Annotated in this window: 19 protein-coding genes; 6 read left to right on the forward strand and 13 right to left on the reverse strand. The window is 72.7% G+C overall.

Going from position 1 to position 24,157, the window contains the following annotated elements; genetic code table 11:
- Positions 1-41 precede the first annotated feature (41 nt).
- Both WMF14_RS45955 and WMF14_RS45960 read left to right on the forward strand, forming a co-directional pair.
- Entirely contained in the window at positions 42-383 is a 342-nt protein-coding gene (locus WMF14_RS45955) for a hypothetical protein (RefSeq protein ID WP_437796974.1), read from the forward strand.
- A 235-nt stretch (positions 384-618) separates the two neighbouring features.
- Positions 619-1,644, forward strand: coding sequence for an aminoglycoside phosphotransferase family protein (locus WMF14_RS45960; protein WP_437796976.1), 1,026 nt, complete (start codon positions 619-621; stop codon positions 1,642-1,644).
- A 207-nt stretch (positions 1,645-1,851) separates the two neighbouring features.
- On the opposite strand, the gene WMF14_RS45965 is transcribed toward WMF14_RS45960, so the two are convergent.
- A complete protein-coding gene (locus WMF14_RS45965) occupies positions 1,852-3,216 on the reverse strand; it encodes a hypothetical protein (RefSeq protein ID WP_437796978.1) in 1,365 nt (454 codons plus the stop codon).
- Positions 3,217-3,508: 292 nt separating this feature from the next.
- Positions 3,509-4,981, reverse strand: coding sequence for a cellulose binding domain-containing protein (locus WMF14_RS45970; RefSeq protein WP_437796980.1), 1,473 nt, complete (start codon positions 4,979-4,981; stop codon positions 3,509-3,511).
- A gap of 327 nt (positions 4,982-5,308) precedes the next feature.
- Between WMF14_RS45970 and WMF14_RS45975 the strand changes: the two genes are divergently transcribed.
- A complete protein-coding gene (locus WMF14_RS45975; protein ID WP_437796981.1) occupies positions 5,309-6,103 on the forward strand; it encodes an ABC transporter ATP-binding protein in 795 nt (264 codons plus the stop codon).
- A 339-nt stretch (positions 6,104-6,442) separates the two neighbouring features.
- Here WMF14_RS45975 and WMF14_RS45980 read toward each other — a convergent pair whose 3' ends face one another.
- Both WMF14_RS45980 and purN read right to left on the reverse strand, forming a co-directional pair.
- On the reverse strand, positions 6,443-8,068 hold the full coding sequence (locus tag WMF14_RS45980) for an NAD(P)-binding protein (protein ID WP_437796983.1): 1,626 nt from the start codon (positions 8,066-8,068) through the stop codon (positions 6,443-6,445).
- The gene (gene purN, locus WMF14_RS45985; RefSeq protein ID WP_437796985.1) at positions 8,065-8,778 is read right to left on the reverse strand and encodes a phosphoribosylglycinamide formyltransferase; all 714 of its coding nucleotides are present in this window, start codon (positions 8,776-8,778) and stop codon (positions 8,065-8,067) included. Before purN ends, WMF14_RS45980 begins: the two co-directional genes overlap by 4 nt.
- A 217-nt stretch (positions 8,779-8,995) precedes the next feature.
- Here purN and WMF14_RS45990 point away from each other — a divergent pair, with 217 nt between their 5' ends.
- Positions 8,996-12,703, forward strand: coding sequence for a protein kinase domain-containing protein (locus WMF14_RS45990; RefSeq protein WP_437796987.1), 3,708 nt, complete (start codon positions 8,996-8,998; stop codon positions 12,701-12,703).
- 102 nt (positions 12,704-12,805) lie between these two features.
- Here the strand turns inward: WMF14_RS45990 and purM are convergent, their stop codons facing one another.
- Together purM and WMF14_RS46000 are read right to left on the reverse strand one after the other, a co-directional pair.
- Entirely contained in the window at positions 12,806-13,852 is a 1,047-nt protein-coding gene (gene purM, locus WMF14_RS45995) for a phosphoribosylformylglycinamidine cyclo-ligase (RefSeq protein WP_272096221.1), read from the reverse strand.
- A gap of 253 nt (positions 13,853-14,105) precedes the next feature.
- Positions 14,106-14,891, reverse strand: a complete 786-nt coding sequence (locus tag WMF14_RS46000) for a PhzF family phenazine biosynthesis protein (RefSeq protein WP_437804415.1) — start codon at positions 14,889-14,891, stop codon at positions 14,106-14,108.
- A gap of 275 nt (positions 14,892-15,166) precedes the next feature.
- On the opposite strand from WMF14_RS46000, the gene WMF14_RS46005 reads away from it, so the two are divergent.
- Complete coding sequence (locus WMF14_RS46005; RefSeq protein WP_437796989.1) at positions 15,167-16,516, forward strand: hypothetical protein; 1,350 nt, start codon at positions 15,167-15,169, stop codon at positions 16,514-16,516.
- Between the two features lie 214 nt (positions 16,517-16,730).
- Complete coding sequence (locus tag WMF14_RS46010; protein ID WP_272096224.1) at positions 16,731-17,159, forward strand: (deoxy)nucleoside triphosphate pyrophosphohydrolase; 429 nt, start codon at positions 16,731-16,733, stop codon at positions 17,157-17,159.
- A 15-nt stretch (positions 17,160-17,174) separates the two neighbouring features.
- Here WMF14_RS46010 and WMF14_RS46015 read toward each other — a convergent pair whose 3' ends face one another.
- The 7 genes from WMF14_RS46015 to WMF14_RS46045 all read right to left on the reverse strand — a co-directional run bounded on the left by WMF14_RS46015 (position 17,175) and on the right by WMF14_RS46045 (position 23,984).
- Entirely contained in the window at positions 17,175-18,281 is a 1,107-nt protein-coding gene (locus WMF14_RS46015) for a cytochrome c biogenesis protein/redoxin (RefSeq protein WP_437796991.1), read from the reverse strand.
- Positions 18,282-18,302: 21 nt separating this feature from the next.
- The gene (locus tag WMF14_RS46020; RefSeq protein WP_272096226.1) at positions 18,303-19,046 is read right to left on the reverse strand and encodes a zf-HC2 domain-containing protein; all 744 of its coding nucleotides are present in this window, start codon (positions 19,044-19,046) and stop codon (positions 18,303-18,305) included.
- Complete coding sequence (locus WMF14_RS46025; protein ID WP_272096227.1) at positions 18,986-19,570, reverse strand: RNA polymerase sigma factor; 585 nt, start codon at positions 19,568-19,570, stop codon at positions 18,986-18,988. The genes WMF14_RS46020 and WMF14_RS46025 overlap by 61 nt, the downstream gene beginning before the upstream one ends.
- Before the next feature lie 216 nt (positions 19,571-19,786).
- Positions 19,787-20,896, reverse strand: a complete 1,110-nt coding sequence (gene thiO, locus WMF14_RS46030; RefSeq protein WP_437796993.1) for a glycine oxidase ThiO — start codon at positions 20,894-20,896, stop codon at positions 19,787-19,789.
- 408 nt (positions 20,897-21,304) lie between these two features.
- A complete protein-coding gene (locus tag WMF14_RS46035; RefSeq protein WP_437796994.1) occupies positions 21,305-22,204 on the reverse strand; it encodes a hypothetical protein in 900 nt (299 codons plus the stop codon).
- Positions 22,205-22,243: 39 nt separating this feature from the next.
- The gene (locus tag WMF14_RS46040; protein WP_437796996.1) at positions 22,244-22,954 is read right to left on the reverse strand and encodes a hypothetical protein; all 711 of its coding nucleotides are present in this window, start codon (positions 22,952-22,954) and stop codon (positions 22,244-22,246) included.
- A 169-nt stretch (positions 22,955-23,123) separates the two neighbouring features.
- Positions 23,124-23,984 (reverse strand): hypothetical protein, encoded by an 861-nt coding sequence (locus tag WMF14_RS46045; protein ID WP_437796998.1) that lies wholly within the window; start codon positions 23,982-23,984, stop codon positions 23,124-23,126.
- Positions 23,985-24,157 lie beyond the last annotated feature (173 nt).

Genomic DNA, 24,157 nt, shown 5'->3' on the forward strand with positions numbered 1-24,157 from the left:
GAACTTGCCGCCGCACTGCGCCCATGCCACCCACGGCGATCATGAAGCTGGCTGGAACCGCTCGTGGGCTGGGATCGGCGCTCGCCCTCCTCGTCATGATTGCCTCGTTCGGCTGCGACACGGTGGCGACGCTCGTCGCGCCTGCGGTTCCGGTGGTCATCGAGAAGGCGACCGCGCCCGGGGAGCCGGCCGCGCCCGAGGATGCGGCCGCCGCGCCCGAGACGCCCGAGAGCCGGAAGTGCTGCTTCCGGAGCGGCGAGAGCGCCGCGAAGGTGTGCGAGAGCCAGGAGCGCTGCTGCTCTGGCAGGTACGACCGCAGCGCGTGCGAGGACTCCGGCGGTCTCTGGTTCAACAGCGCCGACGGCTGCGCCGGCGCCTGCTGAGCGTCTGGCCCGTTCCTGCACCGGGACAGGCGTCAAGGCGTTGTGGGGACAGGCGCCGAGGCGGCGAGGGGGACAGGCGCCGAGGCGGCGAGGGGGACAGGCGCCGAGGCGGCGAGGGGGACAGGCGCCGAGGCGGCGAGGGGGACAGGCGCCGAGGCGTGACGGCCGCAGCGCAGCGCGGGGCGATGTCGCGACAGCCCTGGCGTCCGCGCCGTCCGCCGGCGTAGGAGAGGGTGTGCGCGAGCTCGACACCGACGCCCTGCTCCGGCTCGTCCAGCGGGCCACGGGCCATGTCCCGTCGTCGATGGTCCCGCTGCGCGGGGGCGTGTCGTGCCGGCGCTATCTGCGCGTCGTGACGCCGGCCGGGACGGCGGTCGCGATGTTCGCGCCGAGCGCGGAGGGCGACGGCGTCGCGGTCGGCGCCGCTCCCCCGCGGTGGGCTTTCCTGGAGGTGCACGCGCTCCTCCGGGAGCGCGGCGTCCGGGTGCCGGCGCTGCTCGGTGAGGATTGCGAGCACGGCCTGCTCCTCCTGGAGGATCTCGGGGACGCGACGCTCTCGGCCTTCGTCGAGCGCGCGCCCGCCCGCCGCGCCGAGGTCTACGCGCTGGCCACGCGCGATCTCGCCCGGGCGCAGCGGGCGCTCGCGGCGCTCCCGAGCGGCTCGATCGTCGACTCGTGCGCGCTCGACGAGACGCTCCTGCGCTGGGAGCTCGACCATTTCCGCGCGTGGGCGCTCGACGCGCGCGGGCTCCGGCTGGGCGACGCCGCGCGGGCCGAGCTCGATGCCGTCTCGGATCGCCTCGCCCGGCGCATCGCCGCGTGGCCGCGGGGCTTCGTTCACCGCGATTACCAGAGCCAGAACCTCATGGTCCTGGACGCGGCGGGCGGGGGCCTCGAGATCGCCTGGCTCGACTTCCAGGACGCCCTCCTAGGCCCGCGCGCCTACGATCTGGCGACGCTCCTCAACGACTGCGCCCAGGACCTGGATCGCCCGTTCGTCGAGGCCCGGCTGGACGACTATGCGGCCGCCGCCTCGCTCGATCGGATTGCGCGCGACGCGCTCGGCCGGGAGTTCGACGTGCTCACGGTCCAGCGCAAGCTGAAGGACGCCGGCCGCTTCGTCTTTCTCGACCGTATCGGCGTGGATTCGACGTATTTGCGCTACGTCGAGCCCGCGCTCGCGAGGGCGCGCGCCGCGCTCGCGAGGATGGGCGACGACGAGGACATGCGCGCGCTGGCGCGGCTCGTCGCTCAGGCGTGAGAGATTTGAACGCAAAGGCGCAAAGACGCAAAGGCGCAAAAAGACGAGAGAGAAAGGGGGAGTGTGGCCCTCGAATGCCATGTCGACGACCGTGACCACCTCGTCGCGCTCAACTCCCTCTCTTTTTTGCGCCTTTGCGTCTTTGCGTTTGAATCTGAAATGCCCGGTCGTCGGCCGGCCGGATCCAGGCCTCGGGCGCTGTGCGGCTCAGAGCTCCGACTCCTCCAGAAAGCGCTGGAGGAACGTGACGGCGGCTTGCTCTCCAGCCTCCGGGAAGCCCCCGAACATCGCGAACTGGTGCCATACCCAGTCGGCGTGCAGGTAGGTATCCTTCTCGCTCGCCTCGAGCGAGGAGCACACGTGATCCCAGCGCGGGTTCGCCCCGGGGAGATAGCCACTCCTGTCGGGCGGCAGGCGGGTCAGGCGCGCTTCCTTCGAAGGGCCAGGGAGCTTCTGCTGGAGCGCGGCGTTCGCGTCGAGCTGGTGGCCGCCGGTCATCCGCAGGCGGCGCGAGGCGTCGCCGCCGAGCCAGCGCACGAGCAAGGCCTCGTTCTTGGCGATGCCGCGGGCGTCGAACGCGAACACCTCGCTCACGCGGTCCTTGTTGGCCGCGAGCGCCTGCCACAAAGCCAGTCCGCCGGCGCTGAAGCCCGCGAGCCCGAGCTTCCCGAGCCGCGGCCCGCCCTGTCCAATGCCGATCTTCTGCGCCCCGCAGAGGAAGCGGAGCGCCGCCTCCGCAAGGCCGGGCAGGCTCGCGGTCGTGGCGGCGCCGAAGCTCGCCCCGCTCGGCCACGGGTGCAGCATGACCACCGCCCTGCCGCTCGCGGCGAGCGCCTCCTCGAAGCCGCAGCGGACATAGACCCAGCGGGACTGGTCGCGCGGATCGCGCTCGAACACGTCGCGCGCCCAGAACGAGGCGCCGGGGGACGGGTCGGGCGTGAGCAGGTATCGATTCAGCCCGAACATCTCGTGGCGCTGGTCGACCCGGGTATAGGCGTACCCTTCCGGCCGGAAGAACACGAGGGCGGAGATCCCGTCGTCCGGCGGCGCCTTGCAGGCCTCCGGGATGCTCGCGAACCAGATCTTCGGATCTCCCGCGGTGGCGCCGAGGGCCACGAGCTCGGTCCCGGGCCGATGCTCGCGCCGGTACTCGTCCGCGTACCCGGCGTAGGCCATCCAGAACGGGGTGATATCGACGAAATCCGTCCTGATCTGGGCGAGCGCGAGGCCGGGCGCCGATTGCACGTCGACGAGCGGGTGAGCCTGCCCGAACGCCGGGTCCGGGGCGGGGCTGAGCGCTGTCCCCCCGCCCGTCACGTCGAATGCCTGGTCGACCGACAGGACCTCTTCCTCCCGGGCGGGGACGTCCTCGAAGGCGTCGAACGCCGCCGAGAAGCGCGCGCTGAGCGCGACGCGCGACGCCCCGGCCGGGATCACGAACTCGCGCCGCCCCGGGCTCGAGCCGGCGAGCGGCAGCGGCGCGTCGTCGGCCGTCGCCTGTACGTCGGAGAGCGCGTCGGGCAGCAGCGGGCTGCCCGCATTGCGCCAGGTGACCCGGAGCCTCAGCGCCATGCGGCGCCCCGGACCGGACGGCGCCCCCGACGACGAGGGAGCGCGGCGGCGTGAAGGGGCTCGACCGGGCTATCGCCGGCGAGGGGGGAGCGCTGCGGGGCGGAGGGCACGGTGCGCCCACGGTACCAGAGGGCGCGGGCCGCGGGCGAGCGCGACCGGGCGTGGGGGCCGCGCGGGGAGTCCCGAGAGGGGCTCTTCCCGTGTCGATCGGCCCCTCCTGCGAGGCAGGCGCGCCGCGCCGCCGGGAGGCCGTCTCTCCTCCTCGATCGGCGCGGCGCTCGTCGACTGGAGCTCAGCGCGTGCCGTTCGCGCAGTACCCGAACTCGACGTTCGTGCCAGGCTTGATCTTGGCGTTCCAGCTCACGCCGGCGAACACGAAGTCGGTGCCTTGCTTGACGGCGTTGGTGTTCCAGAAGTCACGGAGCGTCGCGCCGTTCGAGGGCACGTAGAGCTTCCATGTGGTCTCGCCGCTGTCGGTCTTCGTCAGCTTGATGTTGTTGCAATAGCCGCCCGTCCACGTCGAGTTGGGGGTGATGCTGACGGTGATGTTGCCGCCCTCGACGCGCACGCCGGTCCCGGGGTTGCCCCCGCCGCTGCCGCCGCTGCCGGTGCTGCTGCTGCTGCTGCTGCTGCTCGATGAGGACGTGGTGGTGCCGCCGCCGCCACCACCGCTGCCGGAGGTGCTGGAGCTGCTGGAACTGGAGCTGGAGCTGCTGGAGGTGGTGCTGCTCGAGCTGGAGCTGCTGCTGCCCTTCACCCGGGCGATGAAGCTGTCATAGCCGGCGACGTCGCCCGTCTGGGAGAGCATGACGATCGCGACGCCCATGTCGACGGCCTTGGCGACGTTGCTCTCGTTGAGCCAGGTGGAGTCGACGTTGATCGGGCCGCCGCCGAACGTGTACGCGTCGACGATGACGAGCGGCAGGTTGAGCGCGGTGGTGATATCGCGGTAGGTGAAGTTGTCGATCTTGCCCTCGGTGAAAGGGAACTGCTTGCCCGTGAGGCCGACGTACTTGACGACGCTGCGATCCCAGCCGGCGTAGAACCCGCCGGGCGTCGTCGCCCACCGGGTCGCAGACGGGTTGAACCACGGGCTGAAGTCGATGACCACCCTGCACGAGGGGCAGCCCGACTTGATGGCGCCGAGGATCTGGTTCATGAAGCCGTCGGATTCCGTCTTGTCGAACGCGTTCTGCTGATCCTTCTGCGAGAACTGGTACCAGTCCGGCTCGATGTGGATCAGCGGCTCGACCGCCCTGCCCCCGAGGCCCGCGTAGATCTTCTGCGCCGCGTCCTTGTACTTGGTCACCATCGCGCCGATGTTGGCGCGCACGTACGCCGCGCCCTTCTGGCACAGCGGTGCGCCACTGTTGCCGTCGCAGTCGTTCTCGGACCCGAGCCCCTTCTTCGTCATGTCCGTGGCGATGTAGCCAAAGAAGTAAGGGGTCTTGCCCTTGTCGATGATCGTCCGGAGCTTGCTCTGATGTGTGCTGGTGAAGCCGCCCGATTGCAACCAATCCCCGACGGCGACCACATCGACGTTGGCGGGTCCGGACTGGGGTGGCGACCAGCTCTGGCTCCATTGCGGAGCGACGCCGAAGCGCATCTGCGATGCCGCCGCGGCCGCCGCTGCCTCATCGGCGAAAATCTCGTCCTCTTCGGAGGCGCTGGAACCATCGTCCGCGACAACGATGCACCCGCCGACAGCGGCGAGCAGGCACAGAGCTGCCCCAGCACCGAAAAGCGAACCCTTGATCTTCGTCATTGTCAATCTCCAAGTGACCGAGCGGCTCCGCGCCGCATCGGATTTTTCCACTCCCGAGTGCCAGCATCGGCTTGGCACGGGGCGCTTGTTGAAAGGAAGGTTCGTAGAGCTTTGCAATGGCCGGGCCATCATCTCTCCAGAGCGGAGAACGCCGGTTCACGGGCACATTCCGACGGTGCCTGTCCGCGAGAGATGGAGAGTGGGCCGATGGAGTGGATCGCCGAACCGGGGCACGGATGATCCACCGCGAACGGCCTGATTTCTCGGTGCGGAACGCCGGCAAGCGGATAGTCTGCGCCCGATGAACCAGGATCGTGGAGTGGAGCGATGAGCGCGCCCGCGCTCATCGAGATCGAGGACGCGGAGGTCTTCCGCGGCGACACGCGCGTCTTCGAGGGGCTGTCGCTGCGCATCGAGCAGGGCGAGAACACCGCGATCCTCGGGCCCAACGGCGCCGGGAAGTCGACCTTGCTGCGGCTGCTCTCACGGGAAATCTATCCGGTCCACCGCGAGAGCTCGCATGTGCGAATACTCGGTCACGAAAGGTGGGAGGTGTCCGCACTCAGGCGCAGATTGGGGCTCGTGTCGTACGAACTGCAGATGGCCTATCCCCGGGGTGTGCGGGGCTGCGACGTGGTGCTCTCTGGCTTCTTCGCGAGCGCCGGCCTGCACGAGCACGAGCCGCCGACCGCCGCGCAGCACCGGCGGGCCGAGGAGGTGCTCGCCGACCTCGGTGTCGCGCACCTCGGCGACAAGCCCATCGCGGAGATGTCTGCCGGCGAGCAGCGGCGCTGTCTGCTCGGGCGCGCCCTTGTGCACGATCCGGAGGCGCTGGTGTTCGACGAGCCGACGACGAGCCTCGATCTGAAGGCCGCGTTCGAGCTCATCGACCTGCTCAGGCGCCTCGCGCGGCAGGGCAAGACGCTGATCCTGGTGACGCACCATGTGCACGAGATCCCGCCGGAGATCGGGCGCGTCGTCCTGCTGCGGAGAGGCCGTGTCTTCGCCGATGGCCCGAAGCGCGCGGTGCTGACCGACGACAACCTGTCCCGCCTGTTCGACGTGCCGCTCAGCGTGGTCGAGCGCGAAGGCTTCTTTCAGGTCTTCCCCCGATCTCCCTGAGACACAAAGTCTTGCCTTCACGTCTCACCGCTTCGCAAGACGCACGGTTCGTCCTCTGCGCAGTGGAGAGATCAGAAAACGGTAGGCCCTAGCGCATAGGCGTTAACGAAGCTTTGCGCCGCGTTCTCCTATCATCCGAACGTTTACGTTTACGTTTACGTGGTCGTGGTCGTGGTCGTGGTCGTTCACGGCTTATCGTTGACGACCACGACCACGACCACGACCACGTCCACGTCCACGTTTACGTTTACGTTTACGTTTACGTTTACGTTTACGTTTACGTTGGTGACCGGTGGAGGGGGGACCCGGCACTCTAGCGAGGCCCGCCCCCCCCGCGCGCTACCCGATCTCCACCTTGCTCCACATGTCGCGCCGCATCCGCTCCTTCCGCCGATCGGTCCGGGTCACGAGCCGGGCGGCGCCCCAGGCGGCGAGCAGCTGGCCCTCCTGGCCGAGGCCGGGCAGTACGCTCCGGCCGACGAGAAGCGTGCGCTCGATCGGCCCGCGGATCGGCTCCCCTGCGAGCCCGAGGTAGCCGGGCGGGTCGACCTCGAGCTGCCGCACCATCGGCTCGGCGCCCGGCGCGGCGCCCTTCAGCGCGGCGCGCTCGATGAGGCGGCGGCGCTGGCCGTCGTAGAGCCACACGGGCAGCCCGTCGTGCACCGAGTCGACGAGCACGAGGTGCCGCTCGAGGAAGGGCAGCTCGGCCGTCAGCGCGTCGAGCACCGCCTGGCGCGCCTCGAGCAGCGACAGCGGCCCCCGGTCGGGGAGCAGGATCTCCGCCACGAGCAGCGTGTCGGTCGAGGGAGCAGGCAGATCGCAGCGCTGGAGGTGGACCACGGGGCGCCCGGGTCCGGTCGGCCGCGTCTGCCGCGGCGAGCTCGGCCGGCCCCCGGAGGCGCCGTCGCTCGACACGCGCGGCGGCGCGGGCGAGCGGCCCGTCGACGCGGACGGGAAGGGGAACAGCAGCGCCTCCGGGCCGAGCGGCTCGGGCAAGCCCTCGCGGCGCACGATGAGCGACACGACGAAGCGGCCGACCGACGAGGTGATCCGCGGCCACTCGCGCAGCGCGCGCTTGTGGATGCCCTCGCCGCCCGACAGGCTCGCGAGCGTCTCGCCGTCCATGTCGGTGATGACGAAGCTGCTGCCGTTCGGGTGATCGTCGCCGTCGAGGACGACCCCCGCGGCGGTGCCGCGGCGGACGTGGACCGACGCGGCGCGCTCGTCGAGCAGGCAGCGGCCCCCGTGGGCGAGGATGCGCTCGACGAGGAACTCTTCGAGCTCCTCCTCGCCGCGCGGGAGCATCATCAGCCCGCGCGTCCACGCCCCGTGCAGGCGCGCGACAGCGAAGGGGGGCGGGAGCGCCGAGAGGTCCGTGGCGAAGAGGACGGACTGCGTGACGATCGAGCGGAACAGGTGGCCGCGCGGGAACTCGACGAGCAGGTCGGCGTCGGGCTCGGCGCGCGCGTACGGGAGCAGGCCGGCGTAGCGCGCGGTCTCGCGCCGCTCCCAGAACGTGCCCGGCGGCCAGAGGGCGTCGTGCGAGAACGCGTCGTCCGCGGCGCCGTTGACGTGGGCGAGCTCGGCGTAGAGCTCGTCGACGACGCGCCGGAGCTCGGGGAACTCGCGGTCGATCTCGCGGCCGAAGAGGACCATGTCGGGCGGCACGTCGAGGCGCCGGCGCGGCGCGACGGCCTGCAGCATGGGCATGGCCGGGACGATGCGGCGCTTCCAGGTCTGCGACTGGGCGAGCTCGACGAGGAAGCGGCGCCACGCGGGCGAGGGCTCGGCGAGCATGGTGAACGCGCGCCGGCGGAGGACGTGCTGGTCGAGGCGGTAGGTGGGCGGGCGCTCGCCGTGCCCGACGACCATCACGGTGAAGTCGCGGCGCGCGAGGAGCGCCGCGGCCGTGAGCGCGCCGATGGACCGGCCGAGGACGATGACGTCGTAGTGCTTGTGGATCACGCCCCTTCCCCGACTTCTCCGACGCCTCCGACGTCCCCGCGCGCAGGGCCGCTCTGGGCGAGCCCGAGCGCGGTCTCGACGCCGGCGAGCGTCGCGCGCGCTCGCCCGCCCGGCACGTCAGGCGGCGCGATCTGGAGGCGCCCCTCGGCGATCCACGAGAGCGCGCGGATGAGCAGGCCGTGCTCCTGGACGAGGATGCGCGCGGCGAGCGCGTCGCGGTCGTCCCCGTCGAGCACGGGGACGGCGGCCTGCGCGAGGATGGGCCCGGTGTCGGTGCCCGCGTCCACGAGATGGACGGTGCAGCCGGTGACGCGCACGCCGTGATCGAGCGCCTGCTGCTGGGCGTCGACGCCGGGGAAGGAGGGCAGGAGCGACGGGTGGATGTTCACGACCCGGTGCGGGAAGGCGTCGAGGAAGGTCGTCGTCAGCAGGCGCATGAAGCCCGCGAGGACGACCCAGGTCGCGCCCGCCTCGCGGAGGGCAGCGACGACGGCGGCGTCGAAGCTGTCGCGATCCGTGAAGTCGCGGTGCGCGATGACGCGCGTGGGGACCCCGGCGCGCTCGGCGCGCGCGAGGCCCTCCACGTCCGCCCGGTTGGACAGGACGAGCCGCACGCGGGCGTCGAGGCGGCCGGCGGCGATCGCGTCGAGGATCGCCTGGAGGTTCGAGCCGCGGCCGGAGATGAGGACGCCGAGATCGAGGGGGGGCATGGGGGGCAGATACTACGGCGGAGGCGGGCGCGGGAGAGATCCGGGGCGGAAGCGGCCGCCCGGCCCCCGGGGGGACGCCTCGGGGGCTGCGAGGCGACCGCCGGGCCGCTCGCGCTGTCATTTGCGGCTGCGCGCGCTCCCGCCTCGTCGGGGCCGGGCCCCTCTGGCCGGCCACCTACCAATGCCGCGCCGCTCGGGGTAGGGTGGCGGCGCCACGATGTCGGAACGCCCGCCTGAGCCGACCCTTACCGCCGACGAGGCCGCGAAGCACCGGGCGAGGTCCTACCTCGGGCGGGTGATCTCGAAGCGCTACCGCATCGACGAGGTCATCGCGATGGGCGGCATGGGCGCGGTCTACCGCGGCGAGCACGTGCACATGCACAAGCGCGTCGCGATCAAGATCCTGCACCCCGACACCGAGCGGCTCCCCGAGCTCGTGCAGCGCTTCGAGCGCGAGGCCATCGCCGGCGCCCACATCGAGCACCGGAACGTCGCGACCGCGACCGATTTCGGCGAGGCGGAGGACGGGTCGTTCTTCCTGGTGCTCGAGTACGTTCGCGGCACGACGCTCCACGAGATCATCCGGCGGGGGCCGTTGCCCGCCGCGCGCGCCGCCCTGATCGCCAGGCAGCTCGCGGCCGCGCTCGACGCGACCCACGCGATGGGCATCGTCCACCGCGACGTGAAGCCGCGCAACGTGATGGTCGTCGAGCCGCAGGGCGACCTCGTGAAGCTCATCGATTTCGGCCTCGCGAAGGTGAGCGTCGATCAGCTGCGCCGGTCCGTCGCGTCGCCGGAGTCCGCGCGGGCGGGGGCCGACTCGCTCCCGGTCCGGCTCACCACGGCGGGCGTGATCTTCGGGACCATCGCCTACCTCGCGCCGGAGTCGGCGCTCGGGATGGATTTCGTCGACGAGCGCGCGGATCTCTACGCCGTGGGCCTGATCTTCTACGAGATGCTGGCCGGCAAGCACCCGTTCCTGGCCAAGGATCCGGTCGAGCTCTTCAACCAGCAGCGGAGCGCGCCCGTGCCGGCGATCGCCGCGCACTCGCCCGGCGTCGAGGTCCCGCCTGCCCTCGAGGCGGTCGTGCGGCTCCTCCTCGAGAAGAATCCGCGCGCCCGCTTCGGGACCGCGGCGGAGCTGATCGCGGCGCTCGACGACGCGTGCTCCGTGTCGGGGATCGCCGTGCACGAGCCGCGGGCGGAGATGGCATCGAGGGGGGAGATGTCATCGAGGGCGGAGATGACGTCGGTGCCCGCGATCGCGGACGCGGCGCGCGTGCCGAGCAACCGGCCGCCCGTGCCCAGCGCGCCGTCGCGCGCGACCGACGCGAGCGCCGGCGGCTCGTCGGCGATCGTCCTCGGAGATTCGTGCCTTGTCTCGCTGAACGACGTCGCGGACGCGCTGGCGCCGGCCGGGAGCGGCGCGGGCGCGCCGGAGGCAGAGCGAGCGCGCGCGTCGAGCGAGCCGGGAGAGGGCCGCGCGGACAGCGTGGAGCTGGCGGGGATGACGGCGCCCGTGGAGCCGGCGGGGGCGGCCGCCTCGGAGCTGCCGGAGGGCGGCGAAGAAGACGACGAGGACGCCCTCAGCCACTCGCGGCCGACGCCGGTGCGCAACACGCCGACCCTCGTCGCCGAGCTGACGCGCGACTCGCGCCCGACGGCGGTGGGCGGCGCGGCGTTCATGGCGCAGGTCGCCTTCGCGCAGGAGGTCGCCAGGGCTGACGCTGCCTCCGCGGCCGACGACTCGAGCGTGCCGGAGGACGCGCGCCCGACGACGGTAGGCGGCGCCGCGCTCATCGCCCAGGCCGCTTTCGCTCGGGAAGCAGCAGGCGGCGGCGCTCCTTCCGGGGCCGATGACCCGGGGTCGCCGCGCGAGCCGTCGCAGCTGCTCGATGCGGCGGCGCCGTCGCAGGAGCCGGCGGCACCGGCGGAGCCGGCGCGGCCGGCCTCGACGCCTCCGTCGCCGGAAGCGGCTCCGTTGCCTGAGAAGGCAGCGCGATCCGCCGGAGCACCTGTGGCGACGGCGGCAACGGGACTGAGCTCCCTACGACTGTCGCTGGACGATCTACTGTCGTCGGCGGGTCAGGCGGAGCGTCGTCCAGTAGAGCTCTCGGCGAAGAAGCCATCGCCGTCGGGCGTGGAGGAGCCGTCGTCGCCTGGAGCGGAGCAGGCGCCATCGAAGCCGCCGTCGTCGCCTGCGGCGGAGAGCTCGCCATCGAAGCCGCCGTCAGCGGAGCGCGCGTCATCGAAGCCGCCGTCATCGAAGCCGCCGTCATCGAAGCCGCCGTCAACGGAGCGCGCGTCATCGAAGCCGCCGTCGTCGTCTGCGGCGGAACCTGCGCCATCGAAGCCGCCGTCAACGGAGCGTGCGTCATCGAAGCCGCCGTCCGCGCCCGCTGTGGAGCTGGCGTCCGTCGCGAAGCCGGCGTCGTCGAAGCCGCCGTCGTCGTCTGCGGCGGAACCTGCGTCATCGAAGCCGCCGTCAGCGGAGCGTGCGCCATCGAAGCCGCCGTCGTCGCCTCCGGCGGAGCGCGCGTCATCGAAGCCGCCGTCCGCGTCCGCTGTGGAGCCGGCGTCCGCCGCGAAGCCGGCGTCGTCGAAGCCGCCGTCGTCGTCTGCGGCGGAGAGTTCGCCATCGAAGCCGCCGTCGGCGGAGCGTGCGCCATCGAAGCCGCCGTCGCCCGCAGCGGAGCGTGCGTCATCGGAGCCGCTGTCCGCGTCCGCTGCGGAGCCGGCATCCGTAGCGAAGCCGGCGTCGTCGAAGCCGCCGTCAGGGGCGAGCGCGGAGCCGGCGTCATCACCATCGCCCGCGCCGTCCGTGGAGGCGCAGCCGCCGCAGAACGAGCCGGCGCCCGTGGCGTCCGCGTCCCCTCCGCTCGACGAGCCGCCCGCAGAGGAGGCGGCGCCCGTCTCGGAGCCGACGTCCGAGCGGATGAGCGGCTCGCGGCCAGCCTTCGCCCCGACGCTGCTGCGGGAGCTGGAGGCCGCCGAGGCAGAGCGCGTCGCCCGGGAGCGCGAGGAAGAGGCCAAGCGGAAGCTCGCCGAGGAGGCAGAGCGCGCCGCGCGCGAGCTCGAGGAGAAGGCCAGGCGAAAGCGGGAAGCCCGGGAAGCTCGCGCGTCGCGGCTGAGCCACGAAGGACTCGGCGGCCGCATCGGCCGGCTGGCCCCGTACCTGGGCGGCGGCATCCTTGCGGCGGCCGTGATCGCGGCGCTCGCCGGCGGTGGGCGCGCCCCGCCCGAGCCGGAGCCCCAGCTCGGCCCCGCGAGGCCTCCCGCGAGCGCGCTCGCCACGAGCGAACCGGCCCCGGCAGGCGCCACCGTCCCCGAGGCACCCGCGCCCACGGCGCCGGCGCCCGAGGCCGCTGCGTCGGCGGCGCCCGATGCGCCGGCCGCGCCTCCGCCGGATGAAGCGGCCCGGAAGGCGCTCACCGACGCTGTCAGGGCGCGCCGGTGGGTGAAGGCCGCCGACGCGATCCAGAAGCTCGCGGAGCACGATCCGACGGCGCTCCGCGAGCGCCCGCTCGCGATCGCGGCGCGCAACGTCGCCATCGCCATCGCGAAGACGGGCGAGGAGCACGCCGACAAGGTCTTCGACGCGCTCTCGAGCCGCTTCGGGACGGCGGGCATCGACGTGCTCTACGAGATCGTCGAGACCCGCGGCCGCTCCACGCCGGCCACCCGGGCCGCGAAGCTGCTGCGCGATCCGGAGATCGCGGCCCGCGGGACCGCTGCGGTCCGGATCTCCTTCGAGCTGCGCGACGCCACGTGCGGCGAGAAGCTCCCGTTCCTCGAGCGCGCCGTCTCCGAGGGCGACGAGCGCACCCTGGTCGTGCTCGAGACGACGGTGAGGCCCTGTTACAAGACGAACCGGGCGATCGACGAGGCGATCAAGAAGCTGCGATCGCGGCTCGAAGGCGGCTGAGCTCGCGCCGCGCGTCCCGCGCGGTCGCTCAGCGCATCCGGGCCCGCCCGGTTGACTCGCGCCGCGGGGCCCGCGCGCCGCGCATCGCCCTCGCCGGCCCTCTCATCCGAACAGCACGCGCTCCTCGAACGGCACGTCGCCGACCGACAGCACCTCGCCGAGCACCCAGGCCTGCTCGCCGCTCTTCGCGAGCGCCTCGATGGCCCGGTCCGCGGCGCCCTTCTCGACGACCGCGACAAGCCCGACGCCGAGGTTGAACGTGCGCCGCATCTCGGCCTCCTCCACGGGGCCGCCGCGCTGGAGCACCTGGAACACCGCCGGCCGCTGGTAGGAGCCGAGGTCGAGCCGCGCGCCCAGCCCGTCCGGCAGCACGCGCGGCAGGTTCCCCGGCAGGCCGCCGCCCGTGATGTGCGACAGCCCCCGGACCGCATCGCCGCAGGCCGCGAGGAGCGCCGTGATCGCGCGGGCGTAGATCCGGGTCGGCGTCAGCAGCGCCTCGCCCACGGTGCCGCCGAGATCGGCCACGCGGTCGCTCATCGTGAGGCCCATCTCCTTCTCGAGCACGCGCCGCGCGAGCGAGAAGCCGTTCGAGTGCAGCCCGCTCGACGCCACGCCGATGACCGCATCGCCGACCGCGATCCGCTTGCCGTCGAGGATGCGCGAGCGCTCGACGACGCCCACGGCGAACCCGGCGAGGTCGTACTCGCCGTCCGCGTACATGCCCGGCAGCTCGGCCGTCTCGCCGCCGATCAGCGCGCAGCCGGCCTGCTTGCAGCCCTCGGCGATGCCGCGGACCACGGCCTCGCCCACGTCGACGTCGAGCTTGCCTGTCGCGAAGTAGTCGAGGAAGAACAGCGGCCGCGCGCCGACGGTCAGCACGTCGTTCACGCACATCGCGACGAGATCGATGCCGACCGTGTCGTGGACGCCCGTCGCGAACGCCACCTTCAGCTTGGTGCCGACCCCGTCCGTGCCGCTGACCAGCACCGGCTCGGACAGCCCGCCCGGCAGCGCGCACAGCCCGGCGAAGCCGCCCACGTCGGCGAGCACCTCGGGGATGCGCGTCGGCTTCGCGAGCCGCTTGATGCGCTCGACGAGCGCGTCCCCTGCATCGATATCGACCCCGGCTTCCCGGTACGTGACGCTCATGGCAGGCGCATCCCACACCTCCGCGGCAAAGGGAAGCGGGCTCGCTCTCCGGCTCCGGCGTCCGGGCGGCTCGAGGGGCGGCGGCCGGCCGGGCTCCCCGTGCCGCGGGGAGCGCCTCGGGTCGGGCCGGCGACCGGCCGGCCTGCCGCTTGTTCCTCCGGCGAAGGTTATGGCATCCGCAAGCGTCTTGACGTCGCGTGGATGGGCTTCTTGGGTGACCCGATCGGCAACAAGCGATGCGAGCGCATGAGCTTCAGAATTCCACCTCGCCTTCCATGTAGAAGACGCAGGCACCCTCCATCTCGACGCGATCGCCGAGCAGCCGGCACGTCATTTCTCCACCTCGCTGCGATGCCTGAAAGGCGCGACACTCGCTCTTGTGCAGTCGTTTGGCCCAGTAGGGGGTGAGCATGCAGTGGGCGCTCCCGGTGACCGGATCTTCCGGGACGCCTTTCGCCGGAGCGAAGTAGCGGCTCACGAAATCATACTCGCCGCTGCTCGCAGCGGTCACGATGAGCCCGCTGCGATCGAGGCGGCGCACACGTGCCATGTCGGGCGCGACGGTCCGGATAGCGCTCTCGCTTTCCAGGACCGCCATGTAGTTGAAGGCATTGACATGCACTTCGAGAGGAGCGAGCCCCAGCGCCTCTGCCAGGCCAGGCGGAGGCGGCACGGCCTCCGAAAAACGCGCCGGGAAGTTCATGAGGTAACCGGCGCTCGCCCTGGTAACGGTGAGCGGCCCGCTCGCCGAATGGAAGATCACCCGGCTGCGCGCGGGCTCCAGGCGCTCCATGACCACGGCCGCGCTCGCCAGCGTGGCGTGGCCGCAGAGCGGCACCTCCGTCATCGGTGTGAACCAGCGCAGGCGGTACTCGGCGTCCTCGCGCACGAGGAAGGCTGTCTCCGCCAGATTGTTCTCTGCGGCGACGGCCTGCATGACCGATTCCTCGGGGAAATTCTGCAGAACCACGACGGCCGCCGGGTTCCCTGTGAATCGCCGCGTGGTGAATGCATCGAGCTGAAAGATGGGTGCGCGCACGGTGTCCACCAGGTCCTTGACGTGCTCAGCGAGGGTTCGATCGTCCGGTGCGGAGGCCGCCTCCGGCGAGTGGAGCCGGCGTCTCTGGCCTGCACGAGAATGTAGCGTGAAAAGCGACGCCATATCAACAGCACCACACCCGATCAGGCTGTGCCGCGACCGGGGTCGCGGTGCGGCGGGACAGCCGGCAAGTTTGCAAACCGTCGCGTACGCCTGACGTCGCCTCGGGGTATGCTGCCGCGGCCACGCGTCGTGGCTCGCGCCAAGGAAACCCCATGAGAGTCGGCGTCGCTGTCACCGTCCTTGTCTCCTCTTCCTTCCTCGCCGCCTGCTCCGGCGGCGGCTCATCGGCCGGAGACGGCGGGACCGGCGGCGCGGCGGGGACGGGCGCGGCGGGGACGGGCGCCGCCGGCGCGACGGGGACGGGCGGCTCGTCGAGCGTGGGCGGCGCGGGCGGTGCGGGCCCGGGCGAGCCGATCGATCTTTGCGCGGGCCTCGTGCAGGACAAGGACGCGCGCCCGATGACCGAGCTCGCCAAGCCGGCGCTCGGCGAGGCCGTCACCGACGCCGAGTTCGGCACCACGATCCGCCGGATCACGGCGGTCGCGCCGGGCGGCGGGAACGACCCGGTCATCAAGCCGATGTACTCGACCATCTCGGCGTGGAACGCGGACGAGTCGAGGCTCATCCTCTTCTCGGTCGCGGCCGGCGAGCACCAGCTCTACGACGGCAAGACATACGAGTTCATCGAGGCGCTCGACATCTCGCCTGCGGACATCGAGCAGGTATACTGGCACACCTCCGATCCCGACGTCCTGTTCTACGTGGACGACAAGGACTTCATCCGTTACCACGTCGGCTCCGGGACGAAGGAGGTCGTGACGACGTTCGACTTCTGCTCGGGCGGCGCGAGCGCGGGCAGCGACCCGCTGTTCATGTCATGGGATTCGAACCGCATCGGCCTCGCGTGCGACGATCAGGTGTTCCTCTATGATATCGGCCAGAATACGGTGCTCGCCAGCAAGGCCCTCGACGAGAACCCCGCCCAGGTCGCGCCGAGCGGGACGCTCGCGTTCCTGAGCGACAGCGGCGGCGTGACCGATCCGCAGCTGAACGTGGTGCGCACGCTGGACCTGCTGGAGCCGTACGGCCACGCGTCGCTGAGCATGGTGAACGGCCACGACACCTGGAACGGGGCTGTCTATGATCCCGGCCCCGGCGGGAACGACGACATCGGGCTCCTCGTGACATGGGATCTCGCGGAGGGCACCTCGAAGGTGGTCATTGGCCCGGAGACGGGGTGGCCGTATCCCCCGACAGGGCACATCTCGGGGATGGCATACAAGCAGCCGGGGTGGATCTTCGTGTCGTCGATCGGCGATGCGTCGGGCGGAGGGGTGCTCGACATGGAAAACCTGATCGCCGACACGAGCACGGGCAAGGTCTGCCGCATTGGCCGCCACCGGAGCCGGGGCAAGGAGAACACCCACCTCGCCGAGCCGTACTGGGCCGAGCCGCACACCGTGCCCAGCCCCAGCGGCACGCGCGCCGTGTTCGGGAGCGACTGGGGCAACGGGGATACCGTCGACGCCTACGTGATCGAGCTGCCCAGCTACGAGCCGTGATGACGGGACGCGACTGGCCGCGCTGGCGTGCCGGAGGTGCTCCCTGTCGTGCCGGTGCCGCCGATCGCGCCCCCGCTCCCGCCGCCGCCGGAGCTCGAGTCCGAGGGTGAGAAATCCCAGCCCAGAAAGGCAATGAAGACTCCGGGGGGAAGCGCAGCGTCGAGCGTGCCGTTCGCCCTTGTCTTGCGCGCCGCGGCCGACATTCTACGCGCCCATGTCCGCCACGCCCGAGCCCTCTCCTCCCCTCGTCCTCGTCGCAGCCGCCGTCATCATCGAGCGCGGCCGCGTCCTGCTCACGCAGCGCAAGGCGGGCGCGCACCTCGAGGGCGCGTGGGAGTTCCCCGGCGGCAAGGTCGAGGCCGATGAGGATCCGCGAGACGCCCTGATCCGCGAGCTACGCGAGGAGATCGGCGTCGAGGCCCAGGTCGGCGACATCGTCGAGGTGACCTACCACCGCTATCCGAAGAAGCCGGTGCTCCTCCTCTTCTACGCCGCCGCCCTCGCCGAGGGCTCGCCCGCGCCCGCCGCGCTCGACGTCGCCGCCGTGCGCTGGGCCGAGGCGGCCGATCTCCGGGACGAGCTCTTTCCCCCCGCCGACGTCGCGGTGCTCGCCAAGGTGCGCGCGCGCCTCGCGGGAGCCTAGCCCCGCCGTCGGGGCTCACAGGGCAGGGGGGCACGCCTCGCCGCGGACGTCGCCGATGAGGCTCGCGAGCCGCTGGGCAGGCAGCTCGCCGACGGCGCGCTCCACCTCTTGCCCTGCGGCGTCGACGCTGAGGAACGTCGGCACGAAGCGCACGCCGTAGCGGGCGGCGAGGGCACGCCCGCGCGGGTCGTCGACCTGGATGCGCAGGACGGTGCCGTCCTCCCTGGCGCAGCGCGCCTCGAGCTCCTTCATGAGCGGCGCCATGCGCTCGCACACCGCGCAGTGCGCGCTCTCGAACTCGAGCAGCCGAGGCATCCCCTCGGGCAGCGCGACGTCGCCGTGCGCCACGGCGCCCTCCGGGGCCGCGCACGCGCCGGCGGGGCCGACCTCGCAGGGCGCACCCGCGTCCAGGGCCGCCGCGGGCGCCGGCGAGAGGGCGTCCAGACGGCCGGCAGCGACCGCGATCCCGGCGGCCACGAGCAGCGCCCCCGTCAGGCGCTGGAGGGCCGGCGTGGCCGGCATCACGCGGCGCGCGAGCTCTACGGCAGCCGGCCCGACGAAGGCCGCGGCGACGAGCGGCGCGGCGAGGCCCGCGGCGTAAGCGCCGAGCTGGATCGCGCCGGTGAGCGGGCTCGCGCCCGCGCTGGCCGAATAGGTCAGCGCCGCGCCGAGCACCGGGCCGACGCACGGCGTCCACCCTGCCGCGAAGGCGATCCCGAAGAGCGTGCCCCCCCAGAAGCCGCCCGCGCCCGGGAGGCGGGAGAGGAGCGGGCGCGCCTCGCGCTCCAGCCACGGGAGGCGCAGCACGCCGAGGAGCTTCGCGCCGAAGAGCGCCAGGATCACGCCGGAGGCGACGGTGAACGCGCGCCGGTGGGGCGCGAGGACCGCCGCGATCGCCGAGGCGCCGGCGCCGAGCGCGACGAGCACGATCGCGAGGCCGATCGCGAAGCCGACACCGGCGAGGCGCACGCCGCGCTTCGCCGCCGCGGGGTCCGGACCGCCGAGCGCCCCGGCGCCGCCGAGGGCCGACAGGTAGACGGGGAGCATCGGGAGCACGCAGGGCGACGCGAACGTCAGCAGCCCCGCGCCGAAGAGCGTCAGCAATGAACCGATCGTCATCATGGGTCCTCGAGATCGACGGGATCAGCGCCCGAAAAGCGCCGGCGCGAGCGCCGCTGCGTCCACTTCAGCCACCGCGAGCACCGGCTGCTCCACGCTCCTCGCGCAGATCGCGTTGCCGAGCGGCCCCTGGGTGCACCCCACGCTGCGCCCCGCGAGCGCGCGCGCCGCGGTCGCGGCGCCGGAGCCGGGCGGCGGCACGAACACCGTGAGCGGCTTGTCCCCGCTCTCATACATGAGCGCCGCCGTGCGCGTGCCGCCGATCTGGCAGAGGCGCGCCCCGAGCAGCCGGGCGCCGGACACCGGCGGGACGGTCACCGCGTAGCCGAGCTTCCCCTCGAGCCACCCGGCGACGGCGCCCGGATCGGAGGACTCGAAGTCGCACGGGCGCTCGCGCGCGAAGCCCCGCACGTGGTGGCTCACGAGCTCGTCGGCCATCGCCGCGCTCACGCCCCGGCTCGGGCTGCCGACGAGCAGCGCGGCGGCCGCCGCGACCGCGGCGAGGGCGGCCGTGATCGCCCAGGGGCCGCGGCGCCGCGCGCGCGCGTTCCGCGCGGCGGCCTCCGCCCGATCGCGCAGGCGCTCCGGGACCTCCCCGTCCGCCTTGGCGACGAGCGCGCGCCGCACGCCGCCGAGGACCTCCGCGGCGCGCCGGCAGGGCCCGCAGCCGGCGACGTGCGCCTCGATCCGCGCCGCGTCTTCGGGCGTCACCTCGTCGTCGTGCCACGCCGAAATGTTCTCGAACCACTCGCGGTTGCACCCTGCCATGACGTCTCCTCGCATCGTTCGGAGAGGCCCTCGACGAGCGCCAGCCGCGCCCTCGAGAGCCGTGATCGTACCGTGCCCACCGGGCACCCCTGGAGATCGGCGATCTCCTCGTAGGAGAGCTCCTCGACCTCCCGCAGGAGCAGCGCCTCGCGCCACTCCGGGGGCAAGCGCGCGAGCGCGCGCTCGACCTCGTCCGCGAAGCCGCGCTCGAGCAGCTCGGCCTCCAGATCTCCCTGCGGCTCCGGCACCGACTCGGCGCCGCGGCCGCCCTCGATCACCTCGAGCCGCTGCCGCGCGCCGCGCGTCGCGTTGAGCAGCACCGTTCGCTCGATGCGGAGCAGCCACGAGCGCATGCGATCCTCGTCGCGCAGGTCGGTGTGCCGCTCGATCGCGCGCACGAGCGTCGCCTGCGCCAGATCCTCGGCGTCCTGCTCCGAGCGCGTCAGGCGGCGCGCCGCGCGCAGGAGGCACGGGAGCTCGGCGAGGAGCCGATCGACGAACGAGGTGTGGGGAGACGTGGGCATGAGCTGGACCGGGAGCCGGAGGGCTGTGCGCCGCCTCGTTCCCCAGACACTCTGAGGACACGGCGAGCCCCGCGAAAAGTTCCTGACCGTCACGCCTCGCCGGGATTCCGGCGTGCCGACGGCTCGCGGCGGTTCGCGCCGCGGTTTCGTCCTCGGGCGACGAGGTGCGAGCGGCTAGCCCGTCGCCGGGCTGGGCCCGAGCTGCGCGGGCGGCGCTCAGCCGGCGATGCCGGCCCGCCTGGCCGAGAAGGGCGACAGATCGAGCGGCGGCTCCTCTCCGGCGATCAACGCCGCCACGATCTTCGCGGTCACGGGGGCGAGCAGCACGCCGTTGCGGAAGTGCCCTGTCGCGAAGATGAGATTCGCGATCTCCCCCTCGCCGAGGATCGGCAGCGCGTCCTTCGGGTGGGGCCGGAGGCCGGCCCACGTCCTGCCGATCGGCGCGTCGCCGAGCGCGGGCACGAGCCGGAGCGCCGCGGTCAGGAGGTCGCGCACGGCGCGCGACGTCACCGCGGTGACGTAGCCGGCGAACTCCGTGGTCGCGCCGACGAGCACGCGCCCGTCGTCGCGCGGCGACAGGTAGCAGCCGGGGCCGTAGACGACCTGCGAGAGCACCGGCGTCGCCGGCGTGAGCTCGACGATCTGCCCGCGCGCCGGGCGCACCGCCGAGGGCGCGAGGCCCGACGCCTCCAGCAGCGACGACCAGCTCCCGGCGGCGAGCACCGTCCAGCGCGCCTCGACCTTCGTCCCGTCCTCGAGCTGCGCGCCGCGCGCGTGCTCCCGCTCGACCACGATGCGCCGCACGGTCGCCCCCGTGCTGAACTGCACGCCCGCGCGCTCCGCCGCGATGCGCAGCGCGCGCATGAGCGACGGCGGATCGATGCGCGCCTCGTCGGCGAGCCACGCGCCGCCGGCGACCTCGTCGCAGAGGGCCGGCGCGTGCGCGCGCGCCCCGTCGCCGTCGCAGATCTCGACGGCGAGGCCGGCTTCCCGCTGCCACGCGAGCTCGCGCGCGATCTCTTCACGTCCTTCAGCGGTGAACGCCACGCGGAGGGCGCCGCTCTGCCGGTACCCGACGTCGATCCCCGTCGCCTCGATGAGCGACCCGGCGAGCTCCGCGTACAGGGCGCGGCTCGCGAGGCAGAGCCGCGCGAGGGGGCCGTCGTCCGTGGCCTCGAGCTGGGGGCCGATGATCCCTGCCGCCGCCCAGGAAGCGCCCTCGCCCTGGTTGCGCTCGAGGACGCGGACAGACAGCCCGCGCCGCGCCAGGGCCAGCGCCGAGGCGCACCCGGCCACGCCGCCGCCGATCATCACCACGTCGCTCATTGGCGCGTGCATAGCACGCCGGGCGCCGAGGGCAGCCACACAACCTGGAGCGCAGCGAGCGCGGCGCACTGCGACATGGGAGCGGGGGCTGCTTCGCGGGATGTTTCAGCGCAGGGGAGGATTTACCGACGAGCGACCGCGGGGCGGCGTCGGGGCGTGCGCCTTCGCCGATGGCCTCTTCGCCGCCACGGCCCTTGTGCACAACCTCATCCTGGTCACCCGCAACAGCTGTGACATCGCGTGTACCGGCGTGCAGCTCCTCAATCCTTTCGACGAAGCCGCTTCAGCGCCTTGAACATATTCACGCCCTGGTACAAGGCGTCAGACGCGCGAGGAGCTTCGAGCCAACAGGCCCCTAGACGCCGCCGCCTCCGCTCGCGTCAGCGCGGCGTGTGCGCGCAATGATCGCTACTCCGACGGCCCTTCGCCGGTCTCCTTGGCTGCCGTTGCAGGTTCGGGCGCCTTTGTCGCGGCCTCGGGTTCCGGGGCTTCTGGCGCCTTTGCGGCGTCGGGGGTCGCGATCTCCATCGCATTCGCTGCAGGCTCCGGCACCACGCCCTTCGGCGTCTGAGCCACAGCTTCCGGCGCCATGGTGGCGGGCTCTGGCACCGCGCCCTCCGGCGTCTTCGCCACGGCCTCGGGTGTCTTCGCCGCGGCCTCCGGCGCCTTGGCGGCAGGGTCTGGCAGCGTGGCCTCTGGTGCCTTGGCGGCGTCGGGCGCCGCTTCCTTCGGCGCCTTTGCAGCAGCCTTCGGCGCCTTTGCGGCCTTGGGTGCCGCGCCCTCCGCCGCAGCCTCCGGCGCCGCGCCCTCCGCCGCCTTCGCCGGGGCCGCCTTCGCCTTCTTCTCCTTCGCGGCCTTCGCCTCGAGCGCGCCCGCCGCGATCGGCTCGCGCTTGCCGTGGCCGACCGCGCGCGGATCGCCGTACGGGAAGGCCGCGCTGCCGCTCGCGTCGATCGGCTTGCGCGGGGCCTCCGGATCCGTCGCCGGGCTCGGCGGCGGCGCGATCGGCCGCGGCGCGCGCAGCCTGTTGCCAGGGCCGGCCTGGGTCCACACCTGCACGTCGCCGAGCACGCGCGTCCTGTTCGCCATCCGCCGCTGGCCGCGCGCGCCGAGCAGCTTCTCCAGGAACGTCGGGGGCGACGTCGCGCCGGGCTCCCCCTTCACCCAGCACGTGTAATCGCCGATGCCGGTGCCCCGGAACGCCTCGCGGCAGACCGCTATCCCGAGCTCGGCCGCGATGTCGCTGAGGAGACGACCCGGCGAGGTCTCGACCGTCCTGTGCTCGTTGACGAAGGTGACCTTGGGCATCGGTGGGCGGGAGCGTCCTGCTCCCCTGCCGCGAGCGCGTCAAGAAGCGCGGCGCGCGTCCCTCGCGTCCCGCACGCGGTGGAGCACCCGCGCGATGCCGACCAGGTTCCAGCCCGCGAACCCCACGAACAGCGCGACGAGCGCGACCGCCCAGCGCGACGCGCGCGGCGAGCTGCCGTCGATGAGCATCCAGGCGTCGTCCGTCACGGCCGTCCCCGCCTGCTCCTCCACCTCGGCGGCCAGCCGCGCGTGCCGGATGCCCGCGCTCTTGAACGGCACGAGCCGCCCCGCGAACGTGCTCGGCGGGACGAAGCGCGGGCCCTCGAACCCCTCCGGCACCCGGATCTCCACCCACAGCCCCGGGTTGCCCGCCACCGGCGCCAGCCGGAACGAGTCGCCCTCCGCGGCGCGCCCGTACCGGATCGCGCCGCGCGTCCCGAGCAGGCCGACGGCCCGCACGTAGCGGTTGGCGAGGTCCGCCTGCGGCCGCAGCGACGCGAGCTCTCCCACGTCCGTCGGCTGGCCCGGCGACAGCGCGTAACGCGCCTCCCCGAGGAGCGCGACGGCCATCCACAGCGCGGCGATCGCGGTCGCCGCCATCAGCGCCACCGTGACCGTGCGCTCCTGCTTCGGGGGCGACGGCAGCGCGAGCAGCTCCGGATCGGGCCCCGCCACGTCGAGGCCATCGCCGCCCGGGCCGCGCGGGCCGGACGTCATGGATTCCAGGGTCGAGGTCGGGTCGGTGGGCACGCTTCGTCGAGTATATAGCCGGAGCGCCGGCCGCGGTGCACCGCCGTCTCGCCGGTCCTCGGACGAGGGGAGGAGCGGGCTCGGGCGTGGCGGACCTGGGCGCGCAGGACGTCGGGCGCGGCGCGCGAGACACGGGCGAACGACACGCTCCCGGCGTGCGTGCGCGAGCTCAGCACCAGCACACCGGGTTGCCCGTGGCCACCGAGGCCTCGAAGACCCGCCGCAGGGAGCCGAGGATCTGCTCGAAATCGGCGATGCCCAGCGCGCGCTGCTTCACGTGGAAGGAGCGCGGATACGCCGAGCGGACGCGCCCTCTATCGTCCTGCATTCGACCGTCGGGCCAAGGAATGCACCCGCCGGGAACGGCGATCCTGGACTCGAATTCGCGTCCCGTGTCGAGGTTCCGGAGCAGCACGCGGCCGTCCTCGTGGGCCTCGGTGCGCTCGGGCTCCAGCAGGATCTGCGCGACGCGCAGGGCGCGAAACAGCTCGCAGGACGGCGCTTCGCGGCTCTGAACGAAGAAGCCATTCACGTCGAAGCCGAGGTCGATCTGCTCCGAGCCGCTCATGATGAAGATGCCGTCGTACTGCGGAATGAAGTCATAGAGCTCATCGCCGGTCTCGGAATCGACAAGGAAGGCCGAGCGGACGGAGGCGACGAGCTCGGCGAACCGCGCGAGCTCTCCCAGCGCCTGCGCGCTGGCTTCGGCCAGCATCATGCCGCCGTTCGCCGCCGGCAGCTCGGCCTGCAGCGTCGGGAAATGCTGCCAGCCGATCCGATCGAGCGCCGCCTGGAACGCCCTGAGACCTGCCCAGTTCGAGATCCACTCGGCGGCGAGGCACATGCGTGGGTGCGGGCAGCAGTCCTCCATCCATGCATAGAACGCGTCGTGCGCGTCCTGACGCTCCTCGGGGAGCGTCAGGCAAAGCTGCCCATCGTCATCGAACCCCACGTGCTCCGCGTGCGGGGGCGGCGTCCGCGTCGTCCCGTCGAGCCAACATCTGCACATCACGGTCGCGTCCAGGCCCATTCGTGCGCCTCTTGCGTGGCTCGCGCCAGCCGGCGGGAGCCCCGCCGCGCGAGCGTCCGTCGGCGGGGCTCCGAGTCTAGCCCGTGCCTTCGCCCATCAGGAACCGCGCGACGCGATCGCCGCGCCGGCGCCCGGACACGCGCCGGGGGGCGTCGGGGGCGGCACCCTCCCAT

The organism is Sorangium sp. So ce693 (assembly GCF_051521375.1).
Classification (GTDB): Bacteria; Myxococcota_A; Polyangia; order Polyangiales; family Polyangiaceae; genus Sorangium; species Sorangium atrum.

Coding starts and splice junctions, on each gene's coding strand:
- WMF14_RS45990 (WP_437796987.1), top strand. CDS start 8,996: ATGTCGGAACGCCCGCCTGAGCCGACCCTTACCGCCGACGAGGCCGCG.
- WMF14_RS45955 (WP_437796974.1), top strand. CDS start 42: ATGAAGCTGGCTGGAACCGCTCGTGGGCTGGGATCGGCGCTCGCCCTC.
- WMF14_RS45970 (WP_437796980.1), bottom strand. CDS start 4,981: ATGACGAAGATCAAGGGTTCGCTTTTCGGTGCTGGGGCAGCTCTGTGC.
- WMF14_RS45975 (WP_437796981.1), top strand. CDS start 5,309: ATGAGCGCGCCCGCGCTCATCGAGATCGAGGACGCGGAGGTCTTCCGC.
- WMF14_RS46025 (WP_272096227.1), bottom strand. CDS start 19,570: ATGCCCACGTCTCCCCACACCTCGTTCGTCGATCGGCTCCTCGCCGAG.
- WMF14_RS46005 (WP_437796989.1), top strand. CDS start 15,167: ATGAGAGTCGGCGTCGCTGTCACCGTCCTTGTCTCCTCTTCCTTCCTC.
- WMF14_RS46035 (WP_437796994.1), bottom strand. CDS start 22,204: ATGCCCAAGGTCACCTTCGTCAACGAGCACAGGACGGTCGAGACCTCG.
- WMF14_RS46015 (WP_437796991.1), bottom strand. CDS start 18,281: ATGATGACGATCGGTTCATTGCTGACGCTCTTCGGCGCGGGGCTGCTG.
- WMF14_RS46045 (WP_437796998.1), bottom strand. CDS start 23,984: ATGGGCCTGGACGCGACCGTGATGTGCAGATGTTGGCTCGACGGGACG.
- WMF14_RS46020 (WP_272096226.1), bottom strand. CDS start 19,046: ATGGCAGGGTGCAACCGCGAGTGGTTCGAGAACATTTCGGCGTGGCAC.
- purM (WP_272096221.1), bottom strand. CDS start 13,852: ATGAGCGTCACGTACCGGGAAGCCGGGGTCGATATCGATGCAGGGGAC.
- purN (WP_437796985.1), bottom strand. CDS start 8,778: ATGCCCCCCCTCGATCTCGGCGTCCTCATCTCCGGCCGCGGCTCGAAC.
- WMF14_RS45965 (WP_437796978.1), bottom strand. CDS start 3,216: ATGGCGCTGAGGCTCCGGGTCACCTGGCGCAATGCGGGCAGCCCGCTG.
- thiO (WP_437796993.1), bottom strand. CDS start 20,896: ATGAGCGACGTGGTGATGATCGGCGGCGGCGTGGCCGGGTGCGCCTCG.
- WMF14_RS46010 (WP_272096224.1), top strand. CDS start 16,731: ATGTCCGCCACGCCCGAGCCCTCTCCTCCCCTCGTCCTCGTCGCAGCC.